The following is a 22569-nucleotide window of genomic DNA, read 5'->3' as shown; positions in this document are numbered from 1 at the left end:
AGGGGTCAGGAAACCGAGGAAAGCTTGCACCAGAGTATCAATTGGCTGGAAAATCATGCCTAGAGATATATTTAAGCTGAAAATCCGGTTTTGACAATTGATCAGAAAGCGAGCAAAATCAATATGGCTGCTACACATAAAAAATGCAGCCTGCCCTGACGACAGACATGCATACAGAGAGAAAAGTCTGCGAAGCGAGACATGTACAGAGAGAAAATGAAAAAAAAGGGGTCTTAAGGGGGCACAGTCAAGATGGTAGACGGTTTTGTTATTGGCATGCAAATTTTATTGGCTTTGGTAGGGGTGTATCAGTTCGGCATCGCGATGTTCGGACTGAGGCGCAGGCGGCAGATGCGTCAGGCGGCGCCGCGCAAATCATTTGCCGTCCTCGTGGCGGCGCACAATGAAGAGCAAGTCGTCGGCGCGCTGATCGACAATCTGAAACGGCTGGATTATCCCAAAGAGCTGTACGACATCTTTGTCATCTGCGACAACTGTAACGACGGCACGGCTGATGTCGTGCGCAGCCATGGTGTCCGGGCTTGCGTCCGCACCAATCCCCATCTCCGGGGCAAAGGCTATGCGATCGAATGGATGCTCAGCGAATTATGGGCGATGCCTCGCTCGTATGACGCTGTCGTCATGTTTGATGCCGACAATCTTGTGAGTACCGATTTTCTGAGGCATATGAATGCCGACCTGTGCGAGGGCAAGCAAGTCATCCAGGGGTACCTGGACACTAAGAACCCAGGCGATTCTTGGGTTACGGCCGCCTACGGCATTACTTACTGGTACTGCAATCGACTGTGGCAGCTCTCTCGCCGCAACCTGGGGATGGCCAACTTCCTGGGAGGGACGGGCATGTGTTTCGAGTCCGCTCTGCTCAGAGAGATGGGCTGGGGAGCGACGAGCCTGGTCGAGGATCTGGAATTTACGATGCGCTGCATCCAGCGCGGGATTCATCCGACCCTTAACTACGAAGCTAAGGTGTTCGATGAGAAGCCGATTACGTTCAAGGCGTCGGCGAGACAGCGGCTGCGCTGGATGCAAGGTCATTTCCATGTGGCCAGGCGGTTCTTCTTCCCTCTGCTGTGGCAAAGCATCCGCGAGCGCAGCTTTGTCAAGTTTGATGCGGCACTCTATTCGGCCAGCGTGTACAACGTCTTGCTGGGATTCCTGCTGACCGCGCTGCTGTGGGGCGATTACATCCTGCCGGCGGACAATGTCTTTGCTTCCATGTATACGTATCTTCCGGCAGGGATCGTGGCCTTCGCCATGGCGATGGCGGTCATCCAATTCCCGGCGGCGCTGATGCTGGAGCGGGTGACATCCTGGAAGATGTACGCCCATCTTTTGACACTGCCGCTCTTCTTGCTTTCCTGGCTGCCTATCACCTGCTATGCTTTTTTTACTCAGAACAACAAGCAATGGAGCCACACCCAGCACACGAGGGTCATCCGACTGGAGGATGTGCAGAGCAAGCAAGCAGGCTAGAGCTCAGTTGTTGACAAGGTTTGTGCAGCGTGCTATAGTATTTAAGTGGTTATTGCCACACCTTCAAGAAGAAGCGCCCGCTTCTCACCTGACCAACACGGGTTGGCTGGTTATTCGATGAATCAACCGTGCCGGCAAGTCGCTATGGCGACGATCGCCTGCTGAGGAATGGTTATGGAGTGCGGGTCCGTGAGGGCCCGCATTTTTTTGTTTTATCGGGCCCCCCGCAAAGGTCCTGATGACGCTGCGAAGTTAGGGCTTCATTTTGCGGGGATAGGTGACAATCTCGTCGGCAAGCATGTAGAAGACTATGGAGGTGGAACGTTATTAGCAGAGAACATCAGATCAATGACGAAATCCGGGCAAGAGAAGTACGCCTGGTAGGTGCAGAAGGTGAACAAATCGGCATCAAGCCGTTTCGTGAAGCGCTCCAAATGGCGATAGATCTTAACCTGGATCTGGTTAACGTCGCTCCTACAGCGAAGCCCCCCGTATGTCGGATTATGGACTACGGCAAGTTCCGCTACGAGCAGCAAAAGAAAGAAAAAGAAGCACGCAAAAATCAAAAAACTGTCGATCTGAAAGAGGTCTGGTTCCGTGTGAACATCGAGGACAACGACTATCAGACCAAGATGCGCAATGTCGTCAAGTTCCTGAAAGAGGGCGACAAGGTGAAATGCTCGGTCCGCTTCCGCGGCCGGGAGATCACGCACGCTTCGATCGGACAGCGGATTCTGGACAACCTGGCAAAGGAAGTCGCGGAGCTCTGTGTTGTGGAACGCATGCCCAAGCTAGAGGGCCGCAGCATGATTATGATTCTTGCGCCAAAAACTACTTCTTAACCAAAATACCCTAGGAGGACCACAACATGCCTAAGATGAAAACACACAGCAGTTTGAAGGACCGTTTCAAAATTACCGGCACCGGTAAAGTAAAACGGTACAAAGCTTACAAAAACCATTTGCTCTCCCATAAGTCCGGTCGTCAGAAGCGCGTCCTGTCGGGACAGCCGCTGATGGCAGCAGGCGACGTAAAACGTCTGCAACGCGGTCTGGACAACTTGAAGTAATTATAAACACAATCAAACAATCAGTTTTTAGCAGCGAAACAATAGAGCGATTAAGCACATTACAGGAGGGCTAATTCATGGCAAGAGTGAAAGGCGGCTTTGTCCGCACGCGTCGTCGCAAAAGAATTTTGAAGCTGGCAAAAGGATATTTCGGTTCCAAACATAGACTGTTTAAATCGGCAAAAGAGCAAGTGATGAACTCACTGCTCTATGCTTATCGTGACCGTCGCCAGAAAAAGCGTGATTTCCGCAAGCTGTGGATTACACGGATCAATGCGGCAGCTCGTCAAAATGGCTTGTCCTACAGCAAGTTTATGTACGGTCTGAAACTGGCCGGCGTAGAAGTCAACCGCAAAATGCTCGCCGACCTGGCAGTGAACGACATCGGTGCGTTCAACTCGCTGGCTGGCGTAGCCAAAGACAAGCTGAACGCTTCCTAGGCGATTCAGCCTGCTCTCGGCAAGGCCCGGTGTCCCTCGCGGATATCCGGGCTTTTTTTTGTAGATGGATAGACGAAGCCCAAATTTGTTGCCCGGTAGACAAGGGTACAGGCTCACCTCCCTCCCTGCGAATACACTGTTGCATCACGGGAGAGGAGGGATAAGATGCGCAAAGTATCCCGGGAAGCAGCTCGCAAGCTGGTCGGCAAAGCCATCTACGCGGTGCGCAAGGACGGTACGAGAGTAACTGGCCGGCTGGTCAAGGTCAGCGGTCAGCGCCTGATTCTGCGTCCGCTGGAAAAAGGTAAAAAGGTGAATACCAAAGCAATCCTGCCGTTGGTCCTGTTCGATCTGCTGGCAATCGGTACGCTGCCGTTCGCAGGCGGCTTTGGCGGCGGCTTTGGTCCAGGGTTTGGTCCTGGCTTTGGCCCTGGTCCTTACGGAGGCGGCGGCTTTGGACCTTATGGCGGCGGCTACGGCGGCAAGTGCTGCAGCAGCGGTCCGTTCTTCTATTAACTATATCGACCGGGGCACGGGGGAATACCCAGTGCCCCGGCTTTTTTTTAGAATATTAAAGTATATGTCTTACAAATCTACTTGGCTTCTATTTCTCCGGAATGAAACGCGCTGCGCCGGTGCTTGCGAAGCTAGTTTTGCTTTGCAAAACTTTGCGTTAGCCGTTTCACCTTATACAAGACGCTTGTGCAGCTCAAAGCAGCGATAGTCTGACAGATAGCTCGTCGTCACATATCCCAGCCGCTCGTAGAAGCGGCCGGCGCGTATATTATCCTCGTCCACGAATAGTCTGGCGAACGTGCAGCCCGACGACAGGCCGTGCTGCTCGGCCCGGAGCATCAGCTGCTTGCCCAGGCTGCGGCCCTGTTCACGGGGATGCACAACGAGCATATCGATCAGCAGCTGCTCCCCGGAAGGCACGAGGTGGACGAAGCCGAGCGGCAAGCTGCTGCGGCTCCGGGCAGCCACAAAGGTCTGTCCTTGGCGAAGCCGTTTGGGGAGTTCCCGCAGTACTTGCGGGTCGCCTTCGCGAACTGTGTGCGATCTGGGGATCAACTCGGTCCGGATAAGACGAAGAATCTCCTTGGTATCCTGGCGCTGGTTGCGCGGGCGGATGATGGTCATCGTTAGGTCGCGCTCCTTCACCGTTCTGACTTGATCCGCATGGTTGCGGGCAAGATATTATATGATATCGGGGGCCGCAGCGTACGTTGCGGATCAACTTTTTGGGCGCCCATCCGATCCTGGTCTTGACGAAGCGACACACAGCGCATATAATTAAAGCTAACCTATCATAAGCAATCGGCAATGATGAGGACGAAGTGTTAAGGGCCCTTTTGCTCAGAGAGTAGACGGATTTGCTGAGACCGTCACCAGAATCCCTTTTCTACGAGCTCACCTCGGAGCTGTTTTCCTGAAAATCCTGTTGGACTACTAGGGAGAATCGCCCGGCACGCGTTACAGTGCCGCAGGTAAGTGCAGGCTGCGACCTGTCTTACTTCATGAGGTTGTATGTCGTGAGACGTATGACAAATTCGGGTGGTACCACGGAAGCTAGACCTTTCGTCCCTCAACACAGCAAGTGTGTTGGGGACGAAAGGTTTTTTTGATGCCTGGAGCCCGCCCGGCACAAAACCTGGAGAAGGAGGATGACTATGAACGCACAAAGTGCAGCGCTAAAGTCAAAGGAAGAAATAATGGATAAGCTGGTGAAGCAAGAGGTCATCAGCGGCTCGGAAATACTGCTTCGCAGCTTGGTTCTGGAGGGTGCGGAATGTGTCTTCGGTTACCCCGGCGGTGCCGTCTTGTATATTTATGACGCCATGCACGGCTACTCCGATTTCAATCATCTGCTCACCCGTCATGAGCAAGGCGCCATTCATGCGGCTGACGGCTATGCGCGGGCCAGCGGGAAAGTCGGTGTATGTATCGCCACCTCGGGTCCGGGAGCAACCAATCTGGTAACAGGGATCGCTACTGCCTACATGGATTCGGTGCCGCTGGTCATCATTACAGGCAACGTGGCGACGACAGCGATCGGTACCGACGCCTTCCAGGAAGCGGATATCACGGGCATTACGATGCCGATCACCAAACACAGCTATCTCGTGCGCAACGTCGAAGACTTGCCGCGTGTTATACATGAGGCGTTCTACATCGCCAATACCGGCCGCAAAGGACCGGTACTGATCGATATTCCGAAGGATGTGTCCGCCCAGACAGCCTTGTTCAAGCCAGTAGACGAGGTCAATATCCGCGGCTACAATCCGACTGTTCACCCTAATAAGCTCCAGGTTGACAAGATGCTGAAGGCGATCACCGAAGCCGAGCGTCCAGTCATCCTGGCCGGGGGCGGCGTGGTCTACTCTGGCGGCCACGAAGAGCTGCTGGAGTTCGTGACCAAGACCCAGATTCCGGTGACGACTACGCTGCTCGGCCTGGGCGCGTATCCGAGCGGCGAGGGCCTCTGGATGGGCATGCCGGGCATGCACGGCACGTACACGGCCAATATGGCGATTCAATCGGCCGATCTGCTGATCAATATCGGCGCGCGCTTCGATGATCGAGTAACGATGAAGCTGCAGGGCTTTGCCCCGCATGCGCGGGTCGTCCACATCGATATCGACCCTGCCGAGATCGGCAAAAACGTCCCGACGGAGATCCCGATCGTCGGCGACATCAAGACGGTGCTGCAGCTCGCTAACCGCGAAGCGAAGCCGGCTGTGCGCGCCGATGCATGGCGCACCCAGATCCAGGAGTGGAAGCAGTCGAAGCCGCTCAAGTACATCGACTCCGACACCGTGCTGAAGCCGCAATGGGTCATCGAGATGATCCACGAGACGACGAAGGGAGAGGCCATCGTCACCACGGATGTCGGCCAGCATCAGATGTGGGCGGCCCAATACTACCGCTTCAACCAGCCGCGCTCGTGGATCACCTCCGGCGGACTGGGGACGATGGGCTTCGGCTTCCCGTCGGCGATCGGTGCCCAGATGGCATGCCCGGATCGGGTCGTCGTCTCGATCAACGGTGACGGCGGCATGCAGATGTGCGCTCAGGAGCTGGCGATCTGCGCCATCAATAATATCCCGGTCAAGGTCGCGATCATCAACAACCAGGTGCTCGGCATGGTGCGGCAGTGGCAGGAGATCATCTATGACAATCGTTACAGCCACATCGACCTGGCAGGCAGTCCGGATTTCGTCAAGCTCGCCGAAGCCTATGGCGTCAAGGGCTTCCGGGCCACCGGCAAAGAAGATGCGCGGGCGGTCTGGGAAGAAGCGCTCCGTCATCCTGGCCCTGCCGTCGTCGAGTTCGTCGTACGGAAGGACGAGAATGTATTCCCGATGGTCACCCAGGGCAATACGATTAGCGAGATGATAATGGGGGATTCGGAATGAAGAAATTTACGATAGCCGTACTGGTTAACAATCAGCCTGGCGTGCTGCAGCGGGTCTCCGGCCTGTTCGGCCGCCGCGGCTTTAACATCGAGAGTATCACGGTAGGCACCTCCGAAGAGCCTGGACTCTCCCGGATGGTGATCGTCACCAGCGGCGATGACCGTACGCTTGAGCAAGTCTCCAAGCAGCTGTACAAGCTGATCGATGTCATCAAGGTTACCGATCTGAGCGCTCACCCGATGGTTGGTCGGGAGCTGGCGCTGATCAAGGTGAGCGCGGAGCCGAATGCCCGGCCGGAAATTCTGGGTGTCGTCGACACCTTCCGGGCTGCTGTCGTCGATATCGGTTCTCATACGCTCATGGTTCAGGTGGTCGGAGATTCTGAGAAGATCGATGCGATGGTCGAGCTGCTGAAGCCTTACGGCATCCGGGAGCTGTCCCGGACAGGCGTGACGGCGATGATGCGGGGTAATGCGCGCTAATCGCGCGCATCCGCAGGACTAACATATAAGCTTACCCGTATTATTGAACGGGAGCTTGAGCGGGCGACAACCGGCGCTTGTCTTTCGCCCCTTCGAGCACCCGTTCAATAGGGTTCAAATTAAAGGAGGCATTCATTCTCATGGCAGTTAAAATGTTCTATGAAAAAGATGCGGATCAAAACGTTCTGCAAGGCAAAACAATCGCGGTTATCGGTTATGGCAGCCAGGGTCATGCCCAAGCGCAAAACTTGCGTGACAGCGGCTTGAAGGTTGTAATCGGTCTGCGTGCAGGCAAATCCGCCGAGAAAGCAAAAAACGACGGCTTCGAAGTTCTTTCTGTAGCTGAAGCTGTAAAAGTGGCTGACGTGGTCCAAATCCTGATGCCGGATGAGACCCAAGCTCGCGTATATAACGAAGAAATCAAACCGAACCTGAAAAAAGGCGCGGCTCTGATGTTCTCGCACGGCTTTAACGTTCACTTCGGACAAATTGTACCTGACAGCAACACGGACGTATTGCTCGTGGCCCCAAAATCTCCTGGCCACATGGTACGCCGTACGTATGTTGAAGGCTTCGGCGTGCCCGGGCTGATCGCGATCGAGCAGGATGCTACCGGCAACGCGCAAGCAATCGGTCTGGCTTATGCCAAAGGCATCGGCTGTACCCGCGCTGGCGTCATCGAGACATCGTTCCGCGAAGAGACCGAAACCGATCTGTTCGGTGAGCAAGCTGTCCTGTGCGGCGGTACAAGCGCATTGGTAAAAGCAGGCTTCGAAACATTGGTAGAAGCAGGCTATGCGCCAGAGATGGCATACTTCGAGTGCTTGCATGAGCTGAAGCTGATCGTGGACCTGATGTATGAGGGTGGACTGTCCACTATGCGCGACTCCATCAGCAACACGGCCGAGTACGGCGACTATGTCACCGGACCTCGCGTGGTTACGGAAGAGACCAAAAAAGAAATGAAGCGCGTACTGGAAGACATCCAGGCTGGACGTTTTGCCCGTGACTTCATCCTGGAAAACCAATCCAATGGCGCTACACTGACTGCGACTCGCCGTCGTGAAGCCGAGCATCCTATCGAGCAAGTGGGCAGCCAACTGCGTGAACTGATGCACTGGATCAAGAAGTAAGAAGGATCAGCAACCAATAAAGTAATGCCGTCTATCCCGGACTATCCAGGCAGAGGGGCAGGCCTTTCCTTCAAGGGAGGTCTGTCTGCTCGCGCTGGTATCCGGGATGTTGGTTTGTAAACGGGTCAGTCTTCATATTACGGGGACAGGAGGCACTAGCATGCGCAAAATCTATCTATTCGACACGACGCTGCGTGACGGCGAGCAGTCGCCGGGCGTCAACCTGAACACGCAAGAGAAGGTCGAGATCGCCCTGCAGCTGGAGAAGCTGGGCATAGACCGCATCGAGGCGGGCTTTCCGGCGGCTTCACCTGGCGACCTGGCGGGTGTGGCAGCGGTGGCCAAAGCAGTCAAGAATGCCTCGATTATCGGTCTGGCGCGTTCGCGGGAGCAGGATATCGATGCTGTCCGGGAGGCACTTAAGGATGCTCAGGATCCTTGCATTCATCTGTTCCTCGCGACTTCGCCGATCCACCGCAAGCACAAGCTACGCATGGAGAAACATCAGGTGCTGGAAGCGGCTGAACGTGCGATTCGTTATGCCAAGCAATATTTCAACAAGATCGAGTTCTCGCCGGAGGATGCGGGACGCACCGAGCTTGACTTTCTGTGTGAAGTAACGGAGATGGCGATTCGGGCGGGCGCGACCGTCGTCAATATCCCGGATACAGTAGGCTATATGACGCCGTCCGAGTTCGGCAATATCTTCAAGACGCTCAAGGAGCAAGTGCCGAATATCGAATCGATCCAGCTCAGCGCCCACTGCCATGACGATCTCGGGATGGCGACGGCCAATGCGCTGGCAGCCATCAAAAACGGCGCGGACCAGATCGAAGGGACAATCAACGGCATCGGCGAGCGCGCGGGAAATACAGCTCTGGAGGAAGTGATCCTCACGCTGGCTACGCGTTCCGAGTATTATCAAGCCGAGACAACAATCCAACTGACGGAGATCGCCAAAACGAGCCGTCTGGTGAGCAAGCTGACAGGCATGGTCGTGCCTGGCAACAAAGCGATCGTCGGCGCCAATGCGTTTGCCCACGAGTCGGGTATCCATCAGGACGGGATGCTCAAGGAGAAGACCACGTACGAGATCATCTCCCCGGAAACCATCGGCCTGAAGGAGTCGAAGCTTGTCCTGGGCAAGCACTCCGGCCGTCATGCCTTCCGCGAGAAGCTGCTGGATATGGGGTACGAGCTGTCGGATGAGGCGGTCAATGCGGCATTCGCCAAGTTCAAGGAGCTGGCGGACAAGAAGAAAAATGTCAGCGACGAAGATATCCGGGCCATGCTGGAGGAAAAGCTGGTCGAGACGCCGGAGGTATTCACCCTGGAAGCGGTGGAAGTCAGCTACAGCAACCAGTCCACGCCGAGTGCCATGGTACGGATCCGTTCAACCGCTGGCGGCGAGCAGGCAGTGACGGCGGAAGGCAACGGCTCGGTGGATGCGATCTATAACGCCATTGACAAAGCCACTGCAGAAGTCGTCGAGCTGGAAGACTATTCGATCAAGTCGGTTACCCAGGGCAAGGACGCGCTCGGCGAGGTCCATGTCGTGCTGCAGCAGGATGAGGTATCCGCACAGGGTCGCGGTCTCAGCACCGATATCCTGGAAGCGAGCGCCCGCGCCTATGTCGACGCGCTCAACCGTCTGATCGACAAGCGCAAGTCCGGCGGGCGGCGCGACAAAATGAGCCTAATCTAGGGGAATAACAAAAGGAGTGTAGCCACATGGCAGAAACGAAAAAAATCGCGGTCATTGCCGGGGACGGTATCGGACCTGAGGTTGTCGCGGAAGCGATCAAGGTGATGAAGAAAACCGAGGAGCTGTTCGGACTCAGCTTCGAATTTGAGCACGGGCTGTTCGGGGGCATCGCCATCGATGAGAAGGGCACGCCGCTGCCGCAAGAGACGCTGGACATCTGCAAACGCGCAGACGCTGTCCTGCTGGGCGCCGTAGGCGGTCCGAAATGGGACAACAACAGCAAGGAGCTGCGTCCCGAGACTGGGCTGCTGGGCATCCGCAAGGAGCTTGGCCTGTTCTCCAATATCCGTCCGGCGACCGTCTTCGACTGCTTGAAGGAAGCGTCCACGCTGAAGCCGGAAGTGCTCGAAGGTACAGACCTGATCGTCGTCCGTGAGCTCACAGGCGGCATCTATTTCGGCGAGAAATTCCGCCGCGAGGGCGAGCATGGCCAGGAAGCGGTCGATACTTGCGTCTACAACGTGACCGAAGTGGAGCGGATTGTCCGCCAGGCGTTCGAGATCGCCCAGAAGCGCAGCAAGCGTCTGGCATCGGTAGACAAGGCTAACGTACTCGAGACATCGCGTCTGTGGCGCGAAGTCGTCAACCGGATCGCGCCGGAATACCCGGACGTAGAGCTGGAGCATGTACTCGTCGACAACTGCGCGATGCAGCTGCTGCGTCGTCCGGCAAGCTTCGATGTCATCGTCACAGAGAACATGTTTGGCGATATCCTGAGCGACGAAGCAGCGATGCTGACCGGTTCGATCGGCATGCTCTCCTCTGCTTCCCTGGGCGAAGGCAGCTTCGGCCTGTACGAGCCGGTGCACGGCTCGGCGCCGGACATCGCCGGTCAAGGCATCTCCAACCCGATCGCGACGATCCTGTCGGTGGCGCTGATGTACCGTCTGACCTTCGGCTACGATGCCGCCGCGCAGGCGATCGAGGACGCTGTTGCAGAAGTGCTGAACAACGGCCACCGCACGGGCGACATTGCTGTCGACAAGAGCCAGGCGATCGGCACGACCAAGATGGGCGACCTGATCGTAGCCGCGCTCAAAGCGTAATACCGCTAGCAAGCAACCTCGTTATAAAGTTTATTTTCGGCATGGTTGACGCCCCGCATTTGTGGGGCTTTTTTTGTCTTTGACAGCAACGTATACAACTGGCAAGCTTCCGATCCCGAGGGCCTGTCGCGGCCGGCAGTTGATTGCGGTATCGCCAAAAGTGGGACGCGGAGACGGGGCAAGACATTATTTTTCTCATTTTTTTAATTTTTTTTATCGAAATCAATTTATGATGCAACCATTCGCCCTTCTCATCCGTCTTATTAGTATAGAAAACAAAAATCTAACAAAGAGCTGGTTCAGCTTCCTCCGGACAGGGTAAGGAAAATGTAAGGTGGACGGGAATATGCTATAAAAGGGAGAGAATGCAATGAAAAAACCTCTGTTGAGCGCACTTGTCGTTATGATTGTTCTGATCCAGTTTGGCGCGGCGAGCGCCAAGGACGGTGCGTATCAGCCTGTGCCCGCTTCTCCCGATACGCATACCGCCTACATTGAGTCGATTACAAAGCAAGATGGCAAGATTACGATTGTTGCGGACTACATACAATGGTTCGAAGGTGCTGAAGCTGATGAGCAATTCCGTTTGTATGAGCAGGATCCGGAGATGACAGAAGCGCCTGACGGCTATTATATAATTAACGATGATGACGGACTGGTCGAGTTGGAGGTTGCGGCTGACGCGGAAGTGCTTATGCAGATCTACAATCGTACCGGTGTTATTGAAGAAGCTGAGATCATGTGGAATGAGTCGATCGGTATCGACAAATTTATCGAGATTATCCAAGACCAAGAGGAATGGGATATGAGAGATTTCCCCTACCATTTAACTGTAATTGATGGAAAAATCATTAAAATTGTACAACAGTACATTCCTTAATGTTCTCTCATAATTAAAATTAACAGCAGCCTGAAGCCTTGTGCTTACAGGCTTTTTCGCCATTCTTCGCTTTATGAAGTTTTTCTAATGTTTAAAGAGGTAGGATTTTGGCTTTAAAGGGCGAATCCCTGTAGCATAGGAAAATTAATACTACCGATGCCGAATTCTCAGTTTTGCCTGAGAAACGGGGGATCCAACCCCGGGTGAATTAATTCCGTAAGCAAGGAATTATAGGGAAACTCTCAACCGAACCCTCAGCTAACCTCGTAGGCACGAAGGGAGAAAAAGTCTTGAAACGATTTATCGCACTAATGCTCGCAGCAGTAATGTTTGCCTCATTTGCAGGTTCCGTAGTCGCAAGCGAAAAGGATCTACGCGCAAAGGTCAACAAGGTTGTAGGCACGCCTTACAAATATGGCGGCACCACAACAAAAGGTTTTGATTGCTCGGGTTTTGTTCTTCATATCTTCAACCAGTACAATGTCAGTCTCCCAAGAACATCCAGCGCACAAGCGCAAAAGGGCACTAAAGTGAATCGTTCAGATCTGCAGCCTGGCGACTTGGTGTTCTTCAACACAAGCGGTAAAGGCATTTCTCACGCAGGCATTTATCTCGGCAATGGCGAGTTTGCACATTCGTCCAGCAGCAAAGGCGTTATCGTCAGCAAACTGTCCAGCTCTTACTATGACAAGCGTTATGTAACCGCACGTCGCGTCGCATCTGCCAAAACGTTTATCTAACGCGATATTACATAGAGCCACAAGCTCGAACAAACAAGCCCATTGCGGGCTTGTTTTTGTTTGACCCTACAAACATATCGACAGTTAGATATTGGACAAGCCGATAAGCAGGGATTGTCAGGCGAGAGGAGAATATACTATATCAGGCAGAACTATCAATCCGGACATCGAATCCGTGATTAGTCGGAGAATAAGACGGGTAAAATGTGACAAAACGACGAGGCTAAACGATTTGCTTCGGAAGCAAAGTTCCGGGCAGGCGAGCCAAAGGAGGGGTCGAAATGAGCTTTTGTTGTGGCGCCAGCATGTTAGGGACAAAAGGAACGTTGAAGCATTACCGGACACACATCCACAATGTACCGATTATGTTTTGTCCGGTCTGTCATCGGGTAGAGATCCACTACCTGATCGAAAGCGAATATGAAATACTGGCTGAATACGCTCATGGAGACGGTGCTTCCGAGGTCGACTTCCACGATTATGTGGAGCAAGAGAGCGCAGCACTCGCCGAAAACTGTGTCAATCATGAGCATGAGGACCCTATGGAAGTGGTGCACAGTCAGATCGATATGGCGCTGGACCTGCTTAGCTTCGCCAAGCAGCTGCAGGATCATGAGTGGGAAGCTCAACTCAAGAGGCGTCTGGGCGTGCTGAATAAACGACGCAACAAATTGCAGCATAGACGAACGTCTGAGGGTTATTGTTAATTCCGAATCTCGCCTCCGCGTGCCCGGAGGCGTTTCTTTTTGTGTACACCCCCTCAACAAATTACAACAAGTCGAAAGCTATCAATGTGAGGTGGAGCGGTTGGTACTTGTATTGTTCAAAAGGTGGCTAGGGAAGTCCCGGAAGGGGGACGGTTCAGGCCATCAGGGCCGAGAATCGCCGGAAACCATCGTCGCGCGCATTGCCTGCGGGGAGGAGGAGCTTCTCAGTCCTTTTATCGCTGCCTATGAGCCCTTTATCATCAAAGCGACCAGTCGGTTCTGCAAAAGGTATATCGATCCCGCACATGATGACGAATACAGTATTGCGCTAAGCGGTTTTCATGAGGCGATCCGACAGTACGAGCCGACGGCGGGAAAATCATTCATCGGCTTTGCGGAGACTGTCATCCGGCGGCGGCTGATCGATCATCTTCGCAAGGAGCGGCGGCATGCCCCGAGTGTGCCGTACAGTGCACTCGAAGGAACCGGCGAGGAAGGCAGGCTGAACCGGATCGAAAAACAACAGTCGATGCGCCATTATGCGGCACATCTTCAGGCAGAGGACCGACGGCAGGAGATTGAGGAATTCAACGCCCAATTGCAGCGGTTTGGAATATCTTTTGCCGAGTTGGTGAAGAGCTCCCCCAAACATGCCGATTCCAGGCAGACGATGCAGCGGATCGCTGCGGGAATTGCCGGTAATGCTGAGTTGCTGGAGCTGCTGCATCAAAAAAAACAGCTGCCCATTAAAGATATCTTGCCGTTTGCCGGAGTGACTCGCAAAACACTGGAACGCAATCGGAAATTTTTGATCGCTCTTGTATTAATCCATGCCGGTGCTTATCCGCACTTGCACGCTTATCTGACCGGAGCCGCGCAGCAGAAGAAGGGGGGAAGTGAAGCATGAAAAGCGGAATCATCGTAGACGCCGGCATAAGGTATTGGATCGTCTTGACCTCTGACGGACAGTTCCGCAAAATACGCAAAACCCATCATGCCGTCATTGGCGAAGAAGTTGTCCTTCCCGCTAAGCCTCGCAGTGCTGCTCGCATGACGGTCACCTTAATTGCAGCCGCTGCTGTGATACTACTGCTGCTTGCGCTTCCAAACATGCTGCGCTCCTACCCCGAGGTGGCTGTTTATTTGGCGATCGACTTCAACCCTTCTCTGGAGCTCGGAGTCGACCGAGATGATCGTGTGCTGGAGCTGCGTTCGTGGAATGCCGATGGAGCGACTATGATCCGAGACCTGAAATTTGAGAACATCGGGATGCAAGAGGTGCTGGGCGAGATCGTCGAGCGTGCCAAGGATGGCCACTACTTGACCAGCGAAGCGGCAGATGTCATCGTTACCAGCGTCATGACCGGTTCCCGTCCGGACGCTTTGCTAGAAGCCAGACTAGCCGATCAGGTGAGTCTGGTATTAGAGTCTGCGCTGGACCTGACTGTGACCGTACTGAGTGCCCCGGCGGAGCTGCGGGACGAAGCGGCCGAGCACGGGATGACCCCGGGCAAGATGGCTATCTATCTGTTGTCCAAGTATGCGAATGAACCGATCCGGATGAATGAGCTGCGACAGCTCTCAATTCATCAAGCGATGGCAAGACACGGCGGCTTGGAATCCATTATCGGTCAGTTGGATGCAGCGGGATCCAGAGAAGCGCTGGAGCGGATGCTAGGGCAGGAGCTGGCTCATGAAGGGGAAGAGCCGGCATCTTCGAACGACGGCCCTTCGGAGCAGTCCCGCGGCGGAGGCGGGGGAGAGCTGCCGGAGGGAGCATCCATACCAGGCGAGGGCCGGGGATGGATGCCGGATCACACGCCGCATCGGGCTGACTCCGAACAGCCGCCTGTTCACCCTGTTGAGCCTGAATCAGTCGAACGACCGGAGACAGGGGGCGGGAAGCCGCCGTCTCCCCAGAAGCAGCCGCCGCCCTCTCCTCAGAAGAAGCAGCCTCAAGAAGACGAGCGAGCCGAGCAGGGCAATCGGAAACAAGGCGGTTCCAAAGAAAATCCGGGCAAGAATAATAGGGAGCCGGGACACAAGACCCAGGAGAAACAAAAGAAGCCGGGAAACCATGAAAAAAAACCGGGAAAGCCCCGTAACCCAAGCAATACTGAGGGACAAGAACGAGAGGGGCGGGATCAGCCCGAGCGCTCTAATCACAAAGGGCCGCCCAAAGCGGCATGAATCGCTATCGGGCTGTCTTGCTCATGTCGAAATGCGGCGGAGGTTTCGACACAATCTCTGATTGACACCGATTACAAATTATAACTATGATTATTGTACATTTAAATAATCCAACTTATCGGATGTGATGAGAGAATGCTGACGAGACGATCCAAGCATAACCCACAGGTCAGGTATGCTGTTTGCAGTCACAGCGGAGCGGGAATGCCCTTTATTCAGAAGAAGTATTACCTAATCCTCTCCGATTATGTCCGCGCCAGAGACGTGTCATCTCAACGTAAGCAGGAGCTGGGACGCTACCTGCAGAGTCTAACTCCTGAGGAGATCGCTGCGGTTCACGAGCAGGCGACCCAGCAGATCATGGAGGACAAGTCGGCTGGTGATGTCTCTACAGTGTACAAGCGGAGTACAAAGATGCTTATAGAGCTCATGGCCAATCACAAGCATCGCCCATCTCTCCAACAGTCCACTGATGAGACTTTCAATGAGATGAAAGAATTGCTCTTCAAGTCTAACCGCTCCACACAATTGATGAAAGATAAATATGAAAATGTACTCCAGCACATGGATAGCGGGATTGCATTATTCGACAAAGATGGGCTGCTGACTTTTGTGAACCTCCAGATGGCTCGAATCCTGGATATCCCCCGAACTACCTTGATCGGCTGCGATGTTCTGGAGATCGCAACACATGAGGCGCTGCGCCGGTCGACGAAACGGATGATTATCCGCCTGTTCAAGCAGATGATCAGGCAGCGGAGCCGCTATTTCGAGCTGCAGGATGCTGGTGGGCGACATCTGCTTGTGACCGTGACTTACGGCGATCAACTGGATGGCGATTACCTCGTCAGTGTAAAGGATGTTTCCGAGTACAAGCAGATCGAGCAGACGGCTTATCAGAACGATAAGCTGGCCATGCTGGGCAAGATTGCAGCAGCGATTGCCCATGAGATCCGCAATCCGTTAACGTCCATCCGTGGTTTCATCCAGCTTCTCAGACCGCATCTGCTCGCACTGGGCAAGGAGGAATACGCACGGATCATCCTCTCGGAGATCGACAGAGCCAATGAGATCATCAACGAGTTTCTCAACTCGTCCAAGCCATCAGCGCCGATGATGCAGCTGGTCTCGATTAATTCGCTGCTCAAGGAAGTCATCATGCTGTCTGAGAGCGAAGCGCTGATGAAAGGAAGCTTGATCGGGTATGAGAGCTGCAGTGAGCCGCTGCATGTCTCGATAGATGTCAAGCAGGTTAAGCAAGTGATTCTGAACATCCTAAAAAATGCTCTCGATGCCATCGTGGAGCTGGAAGGGCGGCGGGATGGCCGGATCGATGTCATCAGCCGCAAGGAAGGAAAGTATGCCGAGATTACGATCCGCGACAACGGCAAGGGAATGGAGAAGCAGACGATGAACCGCCTTTTCGATCCGTTCTTCACGACGAAGGCGGAGGGTACGGGACTAGGATTGTCTGTCAGCTACCGAATTATCCGCAATCACGGCGGCTTTATCAAGGTCGACAGCAACAGCGGCGAGGGCACGACCTTTACGATCTATTTGCCAATGGTGCGATAAACGTCTAGAATCGGTGTAAAGACCGGTTCTTTTTTGTTCCGGGCGTGAACAGGAGGCAGAAGAAATGAATGTAGAGATTACATATGGCCAGCAGGAGCATGAGTCGGAAGCGGACGTGATCCTGACTTTCGTGACGGAGCGGGAGCTGATGCCCCGAGACGGAGAGGTCGTGCATTGGATCCATCCCCAACTGGACGATGCCCTGCGTCATCTGCATGCAAGAGGGCTGTACCGCGGCCGGGAGGAGGAAAATTATGTTCTGCCGACGTTGGGACTACTGCCTGCGCCCTTCGTAGTCTATGTCGGACTGGCGCCTGAGATGACAACCGACGGCTTGCGGCTGGCCGGCGCGGCGGCTGCCCGTGCAGTGCAGTCATTGAAGCCGGTGCAGCTGTGTGTGCTGCTGCCGCAATATATCATCCAAGGATCGAGTAAGTGTGAAGCGTCCGTGGCGGCGCAGGCTCTGAGCGAAGGGCTGATCCTCGGCGGCAACAGTCGGCAGGCGATCAGGCGGGAAGAGAAGGAAGACACTTCTCTGTCCTCCGTCGCGCTGGTACCGCTGGGTACGGAGTCGTCACCGACATGGACAGAGGCCTGGAAGTCCGGTATCCGGCGCGGACTGGTGTACGCCGAGGCGGTCTGTTACGCACGCGAGCTGACGAACCGTCCGGGCAATATGCTCACCCCCGAACAAATGGCTGAAGAAGCGGAACTGCTGGCTGACGAGCTGGAGCTGGAATGCGAGGTGCTGGACGAATGGTCGGCGGCAGAGCAAGGGATGGGCGGCCTCCTGGGAGTTGGTCAGGGCAGTGCGCACCCGCCTCGCATGATTGTGCTGCATTATGAGGGAGCGCCGGGGGACAAAGAGGTATGGGGATGGATCGGCAAAGGGATTACTTTTGATACAGGCGGCATCTCCCTCAAGAAAGCTGCGGGCATGGAGGAGATGATCTCCGATATGGGCGGTGCGGCAGCGGTGCTCGGAGCGATGCGGATCGTAGGCAAGCTGCGTCCGGCTGTGAATATCGTGGCAGTCATCCCGGCTGCCGAGAACATGCCGTCTGACCGTGCCTTGAAGCCTGGCGATGTCATCACGACGATGAGCGGACGTACGGTGGAGGTCGTTAATACGGATGCCGAAGGCAGACTGGTGCTCGCTGACGGACTGACAACAGCGATCCAGCGGGGGGCGACCAAGCTGGTGGATGTGGCGACCCTGACCGGAGCCGTCATGGTAGCGTTGGGCGATGCAGCGACGGGCGCGGTGAGCAACAGCCGCAAGCTGATGGAGCAGGTAAGCGAGGCCAGCGAACGCAGCGGCGAACGGGTCTGGGAGCTGCCTTCCTATCCGCTCTACCGCAAGCAGCTCGACAGCGATGCGGCCGATATGAAGAATGCCGGCGGACGATTGGCGGGTACGATCACCGGTGGCTTGTTTATAGGCACATTCGCAGAGGAACTGCCATGGGTTCATCTGGATATCGGCGGTACGGCCTGGTTGTCCAAAGCCCGGGGCTGGGATGCCAAAGGGGCGACCGGCGTTATGGCGCGTACCTTGGCCCAGTTAGTAGCAGGAGCAAGATAATCCGGAATCGATTTCGTGAAAGAGGCCTGAATTAGGCCTCTTTTTGGTGAGTGCGTCCCAACCTGACACCAGAATGAGAAGAGGGTGTATTGCAGGAACCTGTAGAGTTAGAAAACTTGACAATTTCAACTGTATCTAGTATCATTACAGTATGTCGAGACAGTAATGGCTGATTTCTAAAGTGTATCTGTAGTTGTTACAGTTTAAAAGAGGTCACGTTATAACTCTTACAGAACAGGTGGTGCTGGACCATGACATTCCAAATTGGCGACTGGGTGCAAGGCCATACCAGCAATGGGGAGCTTGTGCACGGGTATATCGAGTCCATTGGCGATTTTCAAGGTATTATCAAGCTGCACGTCATCCACTCTGATCATGATAGCATCATAGACAAGTTTGTCGGCGTGCGCGAGCATGAGTTGAAAAAGCTGGAGATCACGCCCCTTGACGAGGCCCAGTCGATCCGTACTTTGATCGATGCGGCGCTCTCTGGCCGAGACGAAGGCTGGTTCATGGAACTGGCTGCGCAGCTTAAAGATGCGGAAGAGCGCGATACGCAGCAGGAGCCGTTTACTGGCGGCGCGTACAACAGCAGACTTAACTTCCTTAAATTCTAGCATTACGATAGCAAGCCGACAGCAGGGAGGAGACACCGTCCCATTTCCTGCAGTCGGCTTTTTTCTTTTTTTTGGCTGCCTCCCGGTTTGTTTCTGATCTCGGATGAGTGGTGTAAAAAGATACATGGAACATAACTGACAACGGTCTCGCGGGCACGTCAGTGACGCGATAAGACGGGAGGATGAGCAATGATGAAACCGATCAAAGCAGGCATTGTAGGAACTGGCTTCTCAGCGATTGCTCATATCGAAGCGCTGCGCCGGATTCCCGGAGCCACGGTGTGGGGCATCGCCGGGAGGGAACGCGCCAAAGCGGAACAAGTCGCTGACGAGATGGGGATTCCGAATGTATATGACGATTATCAGGCGATGATCGATGATCCCGAGATCGAGATCATCCACAATTGCACACCCAATGCGCTGCATTATGAGATCAACAAACAGGCGCTGCATGCGGGCAAGCATATCCTATCCGAGAAGCCGCTCGCAGTGACATCGGCCGAGTCACTGGAGCTGGCGGAGCTGGCGCAGCAGGTCAATGTCCGGAGCGGGGTGTGCTTCAATTATCGTCATTATCCGATGGTGTCCGAAGCGCGTGAGTTCCTGCGCAAGGAAGAGAATGGTGAAGTCATCCACGTCCAGGGCAGTTACCTGCAGGACTGGCTGCTCTATGAGTCCGATTACAGCTGGCGCCTCGACCCTGATCTGAATGGTCCCTCGCGGGCAATCGCCGACATCGGCTCCCACTGGTGCGATGCGGTCCAGCACGTACTAGGCAGACAGATTACCGAGGTTTGCGCCGATCTGAAAACTGCGCATGCCCATCGTCAGCGGCCGCTGGTGCAAGGGACGACCTTCCAGACCGCCGAGGGTGCGGAGTGTGAAGAGGTGGCGGTCACTTCCGAGGATTATGGCAGTGTGCTGATCCGATTTGATGACGGCGTGCAGGGCGTCTTCACGGTGTCGCAAGTGGCTGCCGGCCGGAAGAACCGGCTGGTCTTCGAGATCGCAGCCGGCCAATCGGCTGTCGCTTGGGATCAGGAACGGCCCAACGAGCTGTGGATTGGGCGCCGGGGACAGGCCAATGAAGTGATCCTGAAGGATCCCGAGACGCTCTCCAAGCGTTCGGCTAGACTGGCTCATTATCCGGGCGGTCACCAGGAGGGCTGGCCGGATGGACTCAAGAATCTATGTCGCGATTTCTACAGCCATGTCCGCGATCCGAGACAGCCGCACAGCTACGCGACCTTCAGCCAGGGGCATCAATTAATGCGGCTTGTGGAAGCGATCCTCTGCAGTCATGAAGAGCGGAGATGGGTCACCGTTCAACAGGATTAAGTCTTCCGAGTCGCTACATCTCCAGCTCGTGCCATAGCTGCAGCGCCGCACCGGCAGCGACGGCATGCTCCCGCAGCAAGCCTTTGGAGAAGCGCGGGGTGTAGTCCGGATAGTAATAGGTATGTTTGAGCGCGATCTCGATCGCTGTCTCATAATACGATTGGCTGGCACTGATCAAAGCTCCGCCGAGCACGACCCTCTCCGGATGAAGGATATTGATCAGATTGGCGAGGCCAATCCCCAGATGGGCCGCCGATCTGGTGAAGAGCTCCCGGACCATGTCGTCTCCGGAGGCCAGTGCCTGTACCAGGATATCGTAGTTGACCTGTTCGACCTCGATCCGGAACCGCTGCAGCAGATGATCCCTGCCTGACTTGATCAGACTGCGGGCCTGCTGCTCCAGCGCTTGCACGGAGACGAACGCTTCGAGCGCACCGTAATTGCCATGGTGGTCCAGCCGGGGGCCGTCCTGCTGGATGATCATTTGGCCGATCGCCCCCTCCATATCGACGCTGCCCCGGATGATCTTGCCTCCGGACATCATCGCGGAGCGCAACCCGACCCCCGCATGCACATAGAGCATATGCCCGAGATTGGCCTCGCGATATGACCAGTGCTCTCCTGCCAGGGCGGCGTTAGCGCCATTGTCCAGCCTGGCAGCAAAGCCGGTTCTCTCCTCAAGCATGCTGCAGATGGGTACCTGACTCCAACCTTTGGCCGTGAAATACAGCGGTTCGAGGATCATTCCGCGCTCGCGGTCCAGCGGACCGACCCCGCCGATTCCGATCCCCAGTACGTCCTCCCGCCGAATCTGATGATCCCTTAGAAAAGCAAGCGCATTGGCTTGAACATATTCGGTTAAGCGGTCCGGATCCATAGCTTCGTCCATCCGCCACTGGATAATGGAGATGGGATTAAGCTGCATGTCGAACAAGGCAAGTGCCGAGTAAAGCCTTGAAATCTCCAATCCAAAAATAAATTTGTGGCGACGGTTGATCTGGTAAAGCGTCGGTCTTCGGCCGCCGCTGGACGGCCCCAGACCATCTGCGTTGAGCAAGCCCATTTCCACCATTTCTTCCAAGGTACGTGTCAGCGTACTGCCGGATACGGCGACCACAGGGCGCAGCTCGGTTTTGGAGAGCGGCCCGTGCTGGGCTATAAAATTGTAGATAAGCCGCTTCACGGATAGCGGGCGATCGCCTTGCAGCATGTGTCTACCTCCGTTTCTTTTCTAGGCTCTGTTTCATTCCTTCCATTATAGCGAATCCCGCTCAAAGGTACCATTCCCATCTGTCAAGCACAATTTATAAAAATTGGTCGAAAGTGCTGAGTTAATCCCCTGTGAAATGACCATTTATGATAAATATCATAATTTTTGATAAAAACTTTATGTCAAAATGAAATAAAGGTGGTATACTAGAAGCTGAGGATGTCATAGCTAACTAGAGGTGAGTTCAGGATGAATGCTAAACATGTATTTTTGCTGCAGCTCTTTTGGAGCTTTCTACGGATGTCGCCTACAGCTTTTGGCGGCGGCTATGCGATGCTTCCGATCATCGAGAGAGAGATCGTAGAGCGGCGGCAATGGATGGATAAAGAAACGCTTGGCGATCTGCTGTCGCTTGCGGCGGCGGCTCCCGGAGGCGTCGGGATCAATGCCGCTGCGGCGGTAGGGTTCCGGGTGGCCGGAGGGCTAGGTGCGATTGCTGCCGTGCTGGGCATGACTATGCCGGCGTTTGCACTCGTGCTGGGGCTTGGTTTCGGATACGAAGCAATATCGGCACAGGCTAAGGCGATTGCCGCGCTTCAGGGCATTAAAGGCGGTGTGGTGGCGCTGATTGCCTTTGCTGCGTGGCGGATGGCCAAGGCGGCGATATTTGATACCGCGACGTTGACGATACTTGCAGCTACTCTTGCCTGTCTGATCTTGACGCCGCTGCATCCAGGCTGGCTCATCGGCGGAGGGCTGTGTATCGGGTCGATCATCATCGCCGGCAAGGGATGGCTCGGCATCGAACGACGGCTGGAGAAGCCGCGTAAGCCGCAGGAGCCGGATGAGCTGTATCCCGAATATTACATCTGATTATTAGAA

Annotated in this window: 22 protein-coding genes and 1 riboswitch; of the genes, 20 read left to right on the top strand and 2 right to left on the bottom strand. The window is 54.8% G+C overall.

The genetic code is table 11. From position 1 onward, the window contains the following. The first annotated feature begins 252 nt into the window (after nt 1-252). From ABC336_RS05810 to ABC336_RS05790, 5 genes are all read left to right on the top strand, one after another. The gene (locus ABC336_RS05810; RefSeq protein WP_413237772.1) at nt 253-1494 is read left to right on the top strand and encodes a glycosyltransferase family 2 protein; all 1242 of its coding nucleotides are present in this window, start codon (nt 253-255) and stop codon (nt 1492-1494) included. A gap of 344 nt (nt 1495-1838) precedes the next feature. Beyond that, nucleotides 1839-2336 carry a translation initiation factor IF-3 gene (gene infC, locus ABC336_RS05805; protein ID WP_413242443.1) on the top strand — a complete coding sequence of 166 codons (498 nt, stop codon included), beginning with the start codon at nt 1839-1841 and terminating at the stop codon, nt 2334-2336. 26 nt (nt 2337-2362) lie between these two features. After that, on the top strand, nt 2363-2563 hold the full coding sequence (gene rpmI, locus ABC336_RS05800; RefSeq protein WP_020617658.1) for a 50S ribosomal protein L35: 201 nt from the start codon (nt 2363-2365) through the stop codon (nt 2561-2563). Nucleotides 2564-2640: 77 nt separating this feature from the next. Continuing rightward, complete coding sequence (rplT, locus tag ABC336_RS05795) at nt 2641-3003, top strand: 50S ribosomal protein L20 (RefSeq protein ID WP_128657090.1); 363 nt, start codon at nt 2641-2643, stop codon at nt 3001-3003. Nucleotides 3004-3168: 165 nt separating this feature from the next. Beyond that, nucleotides 3169-3519, top strand: coding sequence for a hypothetical protein (locus ABC336_RS05790; protein ID WP_413237771.1), 351 nt, complete (start codon nt 3169-3171; stop codon nt 3517-3519). 171 nt (nt 3520-3690) lie between these two features. Here ABC336_RS05790 and ABC336_RS05785 read toward each other — a convergent pair whose 3' ends face one another. Continuing rightward, a complete protein-coding gene (locus ABC336_RS05785; protein ID WP_413237770.1) occupies nt 3691-4143 on the bottom strand; it encodes a GNAT family N-acetyltransferase in 453 nt (150 codons plus the stop codon). A gap of 530 nt (nt 4144-4673) precedes the next feature. Here ABC336_RS05785 and ilvB point away from each other — a divergent pair. From ilvB to ABC336_RS05715, 14 genes are all read left to right on the top strand, one after another. Next, nucleotides 4674-6419, top strand: coding sequence for a biosynthetic-type acetolactate synthase large subunit (gene ilvB / locus ABC336_RS05780; RefSeq protein WP_413237769.1), 1746 nt, complete (start codon nt 4674-4676; stop codon nt 6417-6419). Further along, nucleotides 6416-6901 (top strand): acetolactate synthase small subunit, encoded by a 486-nt coding sequence (ilvN, locus tag ABC336_RS05775; RefSeq protein ID WP_413237768.1) that lies wholly within the window; start codon nt 6416-6418, stop codon nt 6899-6901. The genes ilvB and ilvN overlap by 4 nt, the downstream gene beginning before the upstream one ends. Nucleotides 6902-7041: 140 nt before the next feature. Next, a complete protein-coding gene (gene ilvC, locus ABC336_RS05770) occupies nt 7042-8034 on the top strand; it encodes a ketol-acid reductoisomerase (protein WP_413237767.1) in 993 nt (330 codons plus the stop codon). Between the two features lie 160 nt (nt 8035-8194). Further along, nucleotides 8195-9739, top strand: coding sequence for a 2-isopropylmalate synthase (locus ABC336_RS05765; protein WP_413237766.1), 1545 nt, complete (start codon nt 8195-8197; stop codon nt 9737-9739). 26 nt (nt 9740-9765) lie between these two features. Continuing rightward, nucleotides 9766-10845, top strand: coding sequence for a 3-isopropylmalate dehydrogenase (gene leuB / locus ABC336_RS05760; protein WP_413237765.1), 1080 nt, complete (start codon nt 9766-9768; stop codon nt 10843-10845). 370 nt (nt 10846-11215) lie between these two features. Further along, a complete protein-coding gene (locus ABC336_RS05755; RefSeq protein WP_413237764.1) occupies nt 11216-11725 on the top strand; it encodes a hypothetical protein in 510 nt (169 codons plus the stop codon). A gap of 147 nt (nt 11726-11872) precedes the next feature. Further along, nucleotides 11873-12012: riboswitch (cyclic di-AMP (ydaO/yuaA leader) on the top strand. 3 nt (nt 12013-12015) lie between these two features. Continuing rightward, entirely contained in the window at nt 12016-12465 is a 450-nt protein-coding gene (locus ABC336_RS05750) for a C40 family peptidase (protein WP_413237763.1), read from the top strand. 281 nt (nt 12466-12746) lie between these two features. Further along, entirely contained in the window at nt 12747-13172 is a 426-nt protein-coding gene (locus ABC336_RS05745; RefSeq protein WP_413237762.1) for a hypothetical protein, read from the top strand. 100 nt (nt 13173-13272) lie between these two features. Further along, nucleotides 13273-14079 (top strand): RNA polymerase sigma factor SigI, encoded by an 807-nt coding sequence (gene sigI, locus ABC336_RS05740; protein ID WP_413237761.1) that lies wholly within the window; start codon nt 13273-13275, stop codon nt 14077-14079. Further along, entirely contained in the window at nt 14076-15362 is a 1287-nt protein-coding gene (locus ABC336_RS05735; RefSeq protein WP_413237760.1) for an anti-sigma factor domain-containing protein, read from the top strand. The genes sigI and ABC336_RS05735 overlap by 4 nt, the downstream gene beginning before the upstream one ends. A 204-nt stretch (nt 15363-15566) precedes the next feature. After that, nucleotides 15567-16937 carry an ATP-binding protein gene (locus ABC336_RS05730; protein WP_413237759.1) on the top strand — a complete coding sequence of 457 codons (1371 nt, stop codon included), beginning with the start codon at nt 15567-15569 and terminating at the stop codon, nt 16935-16937. A 64-nt stretch (nt 16938-17001) separates the two neighbouring features. Continuing rightward, nucleotides 17002-18522 carry a leucyl aminopeptidase gene (locus ABC336_RS05725; RefSeq protein ID WP_413237758.1) on the top strand — a complete coding sequence of 507 codons (1521 nt, stop codon included), beginning with the start codon at nt 17002-17004 and terminating at the stop codon, nt 18520-18522. 251 nt (nt 18523-18773) lie between these two features. Then, nucleotides 18774-19139, top strand: a complete 366-nt coding sequence (locus ABC336_RS05720; protein ID WP_413237757.1) for a hypothetical protein — start codon at nt 18774-18776, stop codon at nt 19137-19139. A gap of 192 nt (nt 19140-19331) precedes the next feature. Further along, on the top strand, nt 19332-20477 hold the full coding sequence (locus ABC336_RS05715) for a Gfo/Idh/MocA family protein (protein WP_413242442.1): 1146 nt from the start codon (nt 19332-19334) through the stop codon (nt 20475-20477). A 13-nt stretch (nt 20478-20490) separates the two neighbouring features. Here ABC336_RS05715 and ABC336_RS05710 read toward each other — a convergent pair whose 3' ends face one another. Then, complete coding sequence (locus tag ABC336_RS05710) at nt 20491-21687, bottom strand: ROK family protein (protein ID WP_413237756.1); 1197 nt, start codon at nt 21685-21687, stop codon at nt 20491-20493. 249 nt (nt 21688-21936) lie between these two features. Here ABC336_RS05710 and ABC336_RS05705 point away from each other — a divergent pair, with 249 nt between their 5' ends. Continuing rightward, nucleotides 21937-22560, top strand: coding sequence for a chromate transporter (locus tag ABC336_RS05705; protein WP_413237755.1), 624 nt, complete (start codon nt 21937-21939; stop codon nt 22558-22560). The last annotated feature ends 9 nt before the right edge of the window (nt 22561-22569 follow it).

The sequence above is a fragment of the Paenibacillus jepli genome (assembly GCF_047238105.1).
Classification (GTDB): Bacteria; Bacillota; Bacilli; order Paenibacillales; family Paenibacillaceae; genus Paenibacillus_D.
The sequence above is the reverse complement of the archived record's forward strand: the minus strand, read 5'-3'. Positions and strand labels throughout refer to the sequence as shown.

Bases quoted from the DNA above. Each gene is read 5' to 3' on its own strand.
- ABC336_RS05710 (WP_413237756.1), bottom strand. From the start codon at position 21,687: ATGCTGCAAGGCGATCGCCCGCTATCCGTGAAGCGGCTTATCTACAAT.
- ABC336_RS05765 (WP_413237766.1), top strand. From the start codon at position 8,195: ATGCGCAAAATCTATCTATTCGACACGACGCTGCGTGACGGCGAGCAG.
- ilvC (WP_413237767.1), top strand. From the start codon at position 7,042: ATGGCAGTTAAAATGTTCTATGAAAAAGATGCGGATCAAAACGTTCTG.
- ABC336_RS05735 (WP_413237760.1), top strand. From the start codon at position 14,076: ATGAAAAGCGGAATCATCGTAGACGCCGGCATAAGGTATTGGATCGTC.
- ABC336_RS05785 (WP_413237770.1), bottom strand. From the start codon at position 4,143: ATGACCATCATCCGCCCGCGCAACCAGCGCCAGGATACCAAGGAGATT.
- ilvN (WP_413237768.1), top strand. From the start codon at position 6,416: ATGAAGAAATTTACGATAGCCGTACTGGTTAACAATCAGCCTGGCGTG.
- ABC336_RS05745 (WP_413237762.1), top strand. From the start codon at position 12,747: ATGAGCTTTTGTTGTGGCGCCAGCATGTTAGGGACAAAAGGAACGTTG.
- ABC336_RS05755 (WP_413237764.1), top strand. From the start codon at position 11,216: ATGAAAAAACCTCTGTTGAGCGCACTTGTCGTTATGATTGTTCTGATC.
- ABC336_RS05730 (WP_413237759.1), top strand. From the start codon at position 15,567: ATGCCCTTTATTCAGAAGAAGTATTACCTAATCCTCTCCGATTATGTC.
- leuB (WP_413237765.1), top strand. From the start codon at position 9,766: ATGGCAGAAACGAAAAAAATCGCGGTCATTGCCGGGGACGGTATCGGA.
- ABC336_RS05725 (WP_413237758.1), top strand. From the start codon at position 17,002: ATGAATGTAGAGATTACATATGGCCAGCAGGAGCATGAGTCGGAAGCG.
- ABC336_RS05715 (WP_413242442.1), top strand. From the start codon at position 19,332: ATGAAACCGATCAAAGCAGGCATTGTAGGAACTGGCTTCTCAGCGATT.
- ABC336_RS05790 (WP_413237771.1), top strand. From the start codon at position 3,169: ATGCGCAAAGTATCCCGGGAAGCAGCTCGCAAGCTGGTCGGCAAAGCC.
- ABC336_RS05810 (WP_413237772.1), top strand. From the start codon at position 253: ATGGTAGACGGTTTTGTTATTGGCATGCAAATTTTATTGGCTTTGGTA.
- rpmI (WP_020617658.1), top strand. From the start codon at position 2,363: ATGCCTAAGATGAAAACACACAGCAGTTTGAAGGACCGTTTCAAAATT.
- ABC336_RS05705 (WP_413237755.1), top strand. From the start codon at position 21,937: ATGAATGCTAAACATGTATTTTTGCTGCAGCTCTTTTGGAGCTTTCTA.
- ilvB (WP_413237769.1), top strand. From the start codon at position 4,674: ATGAACGCACAAAGTGCAGCGCTAAAGTCAAAGGAAGAAATAATGGAT.
- rplT (WP_128657090.1), top strand. From the start codon at position 2,641: ATGGCAAGAGTGAAAGGCGGCTTTGTCCGCACGCGTCGTCGCAAAAGA.
- ABC336_RS05720 (WP_413237757.1), top strand. From the start codon at position 18,774: ATGACATTCCAAATTGGCGACTGGGTGCAAGGCCATACCAGCAATGGG.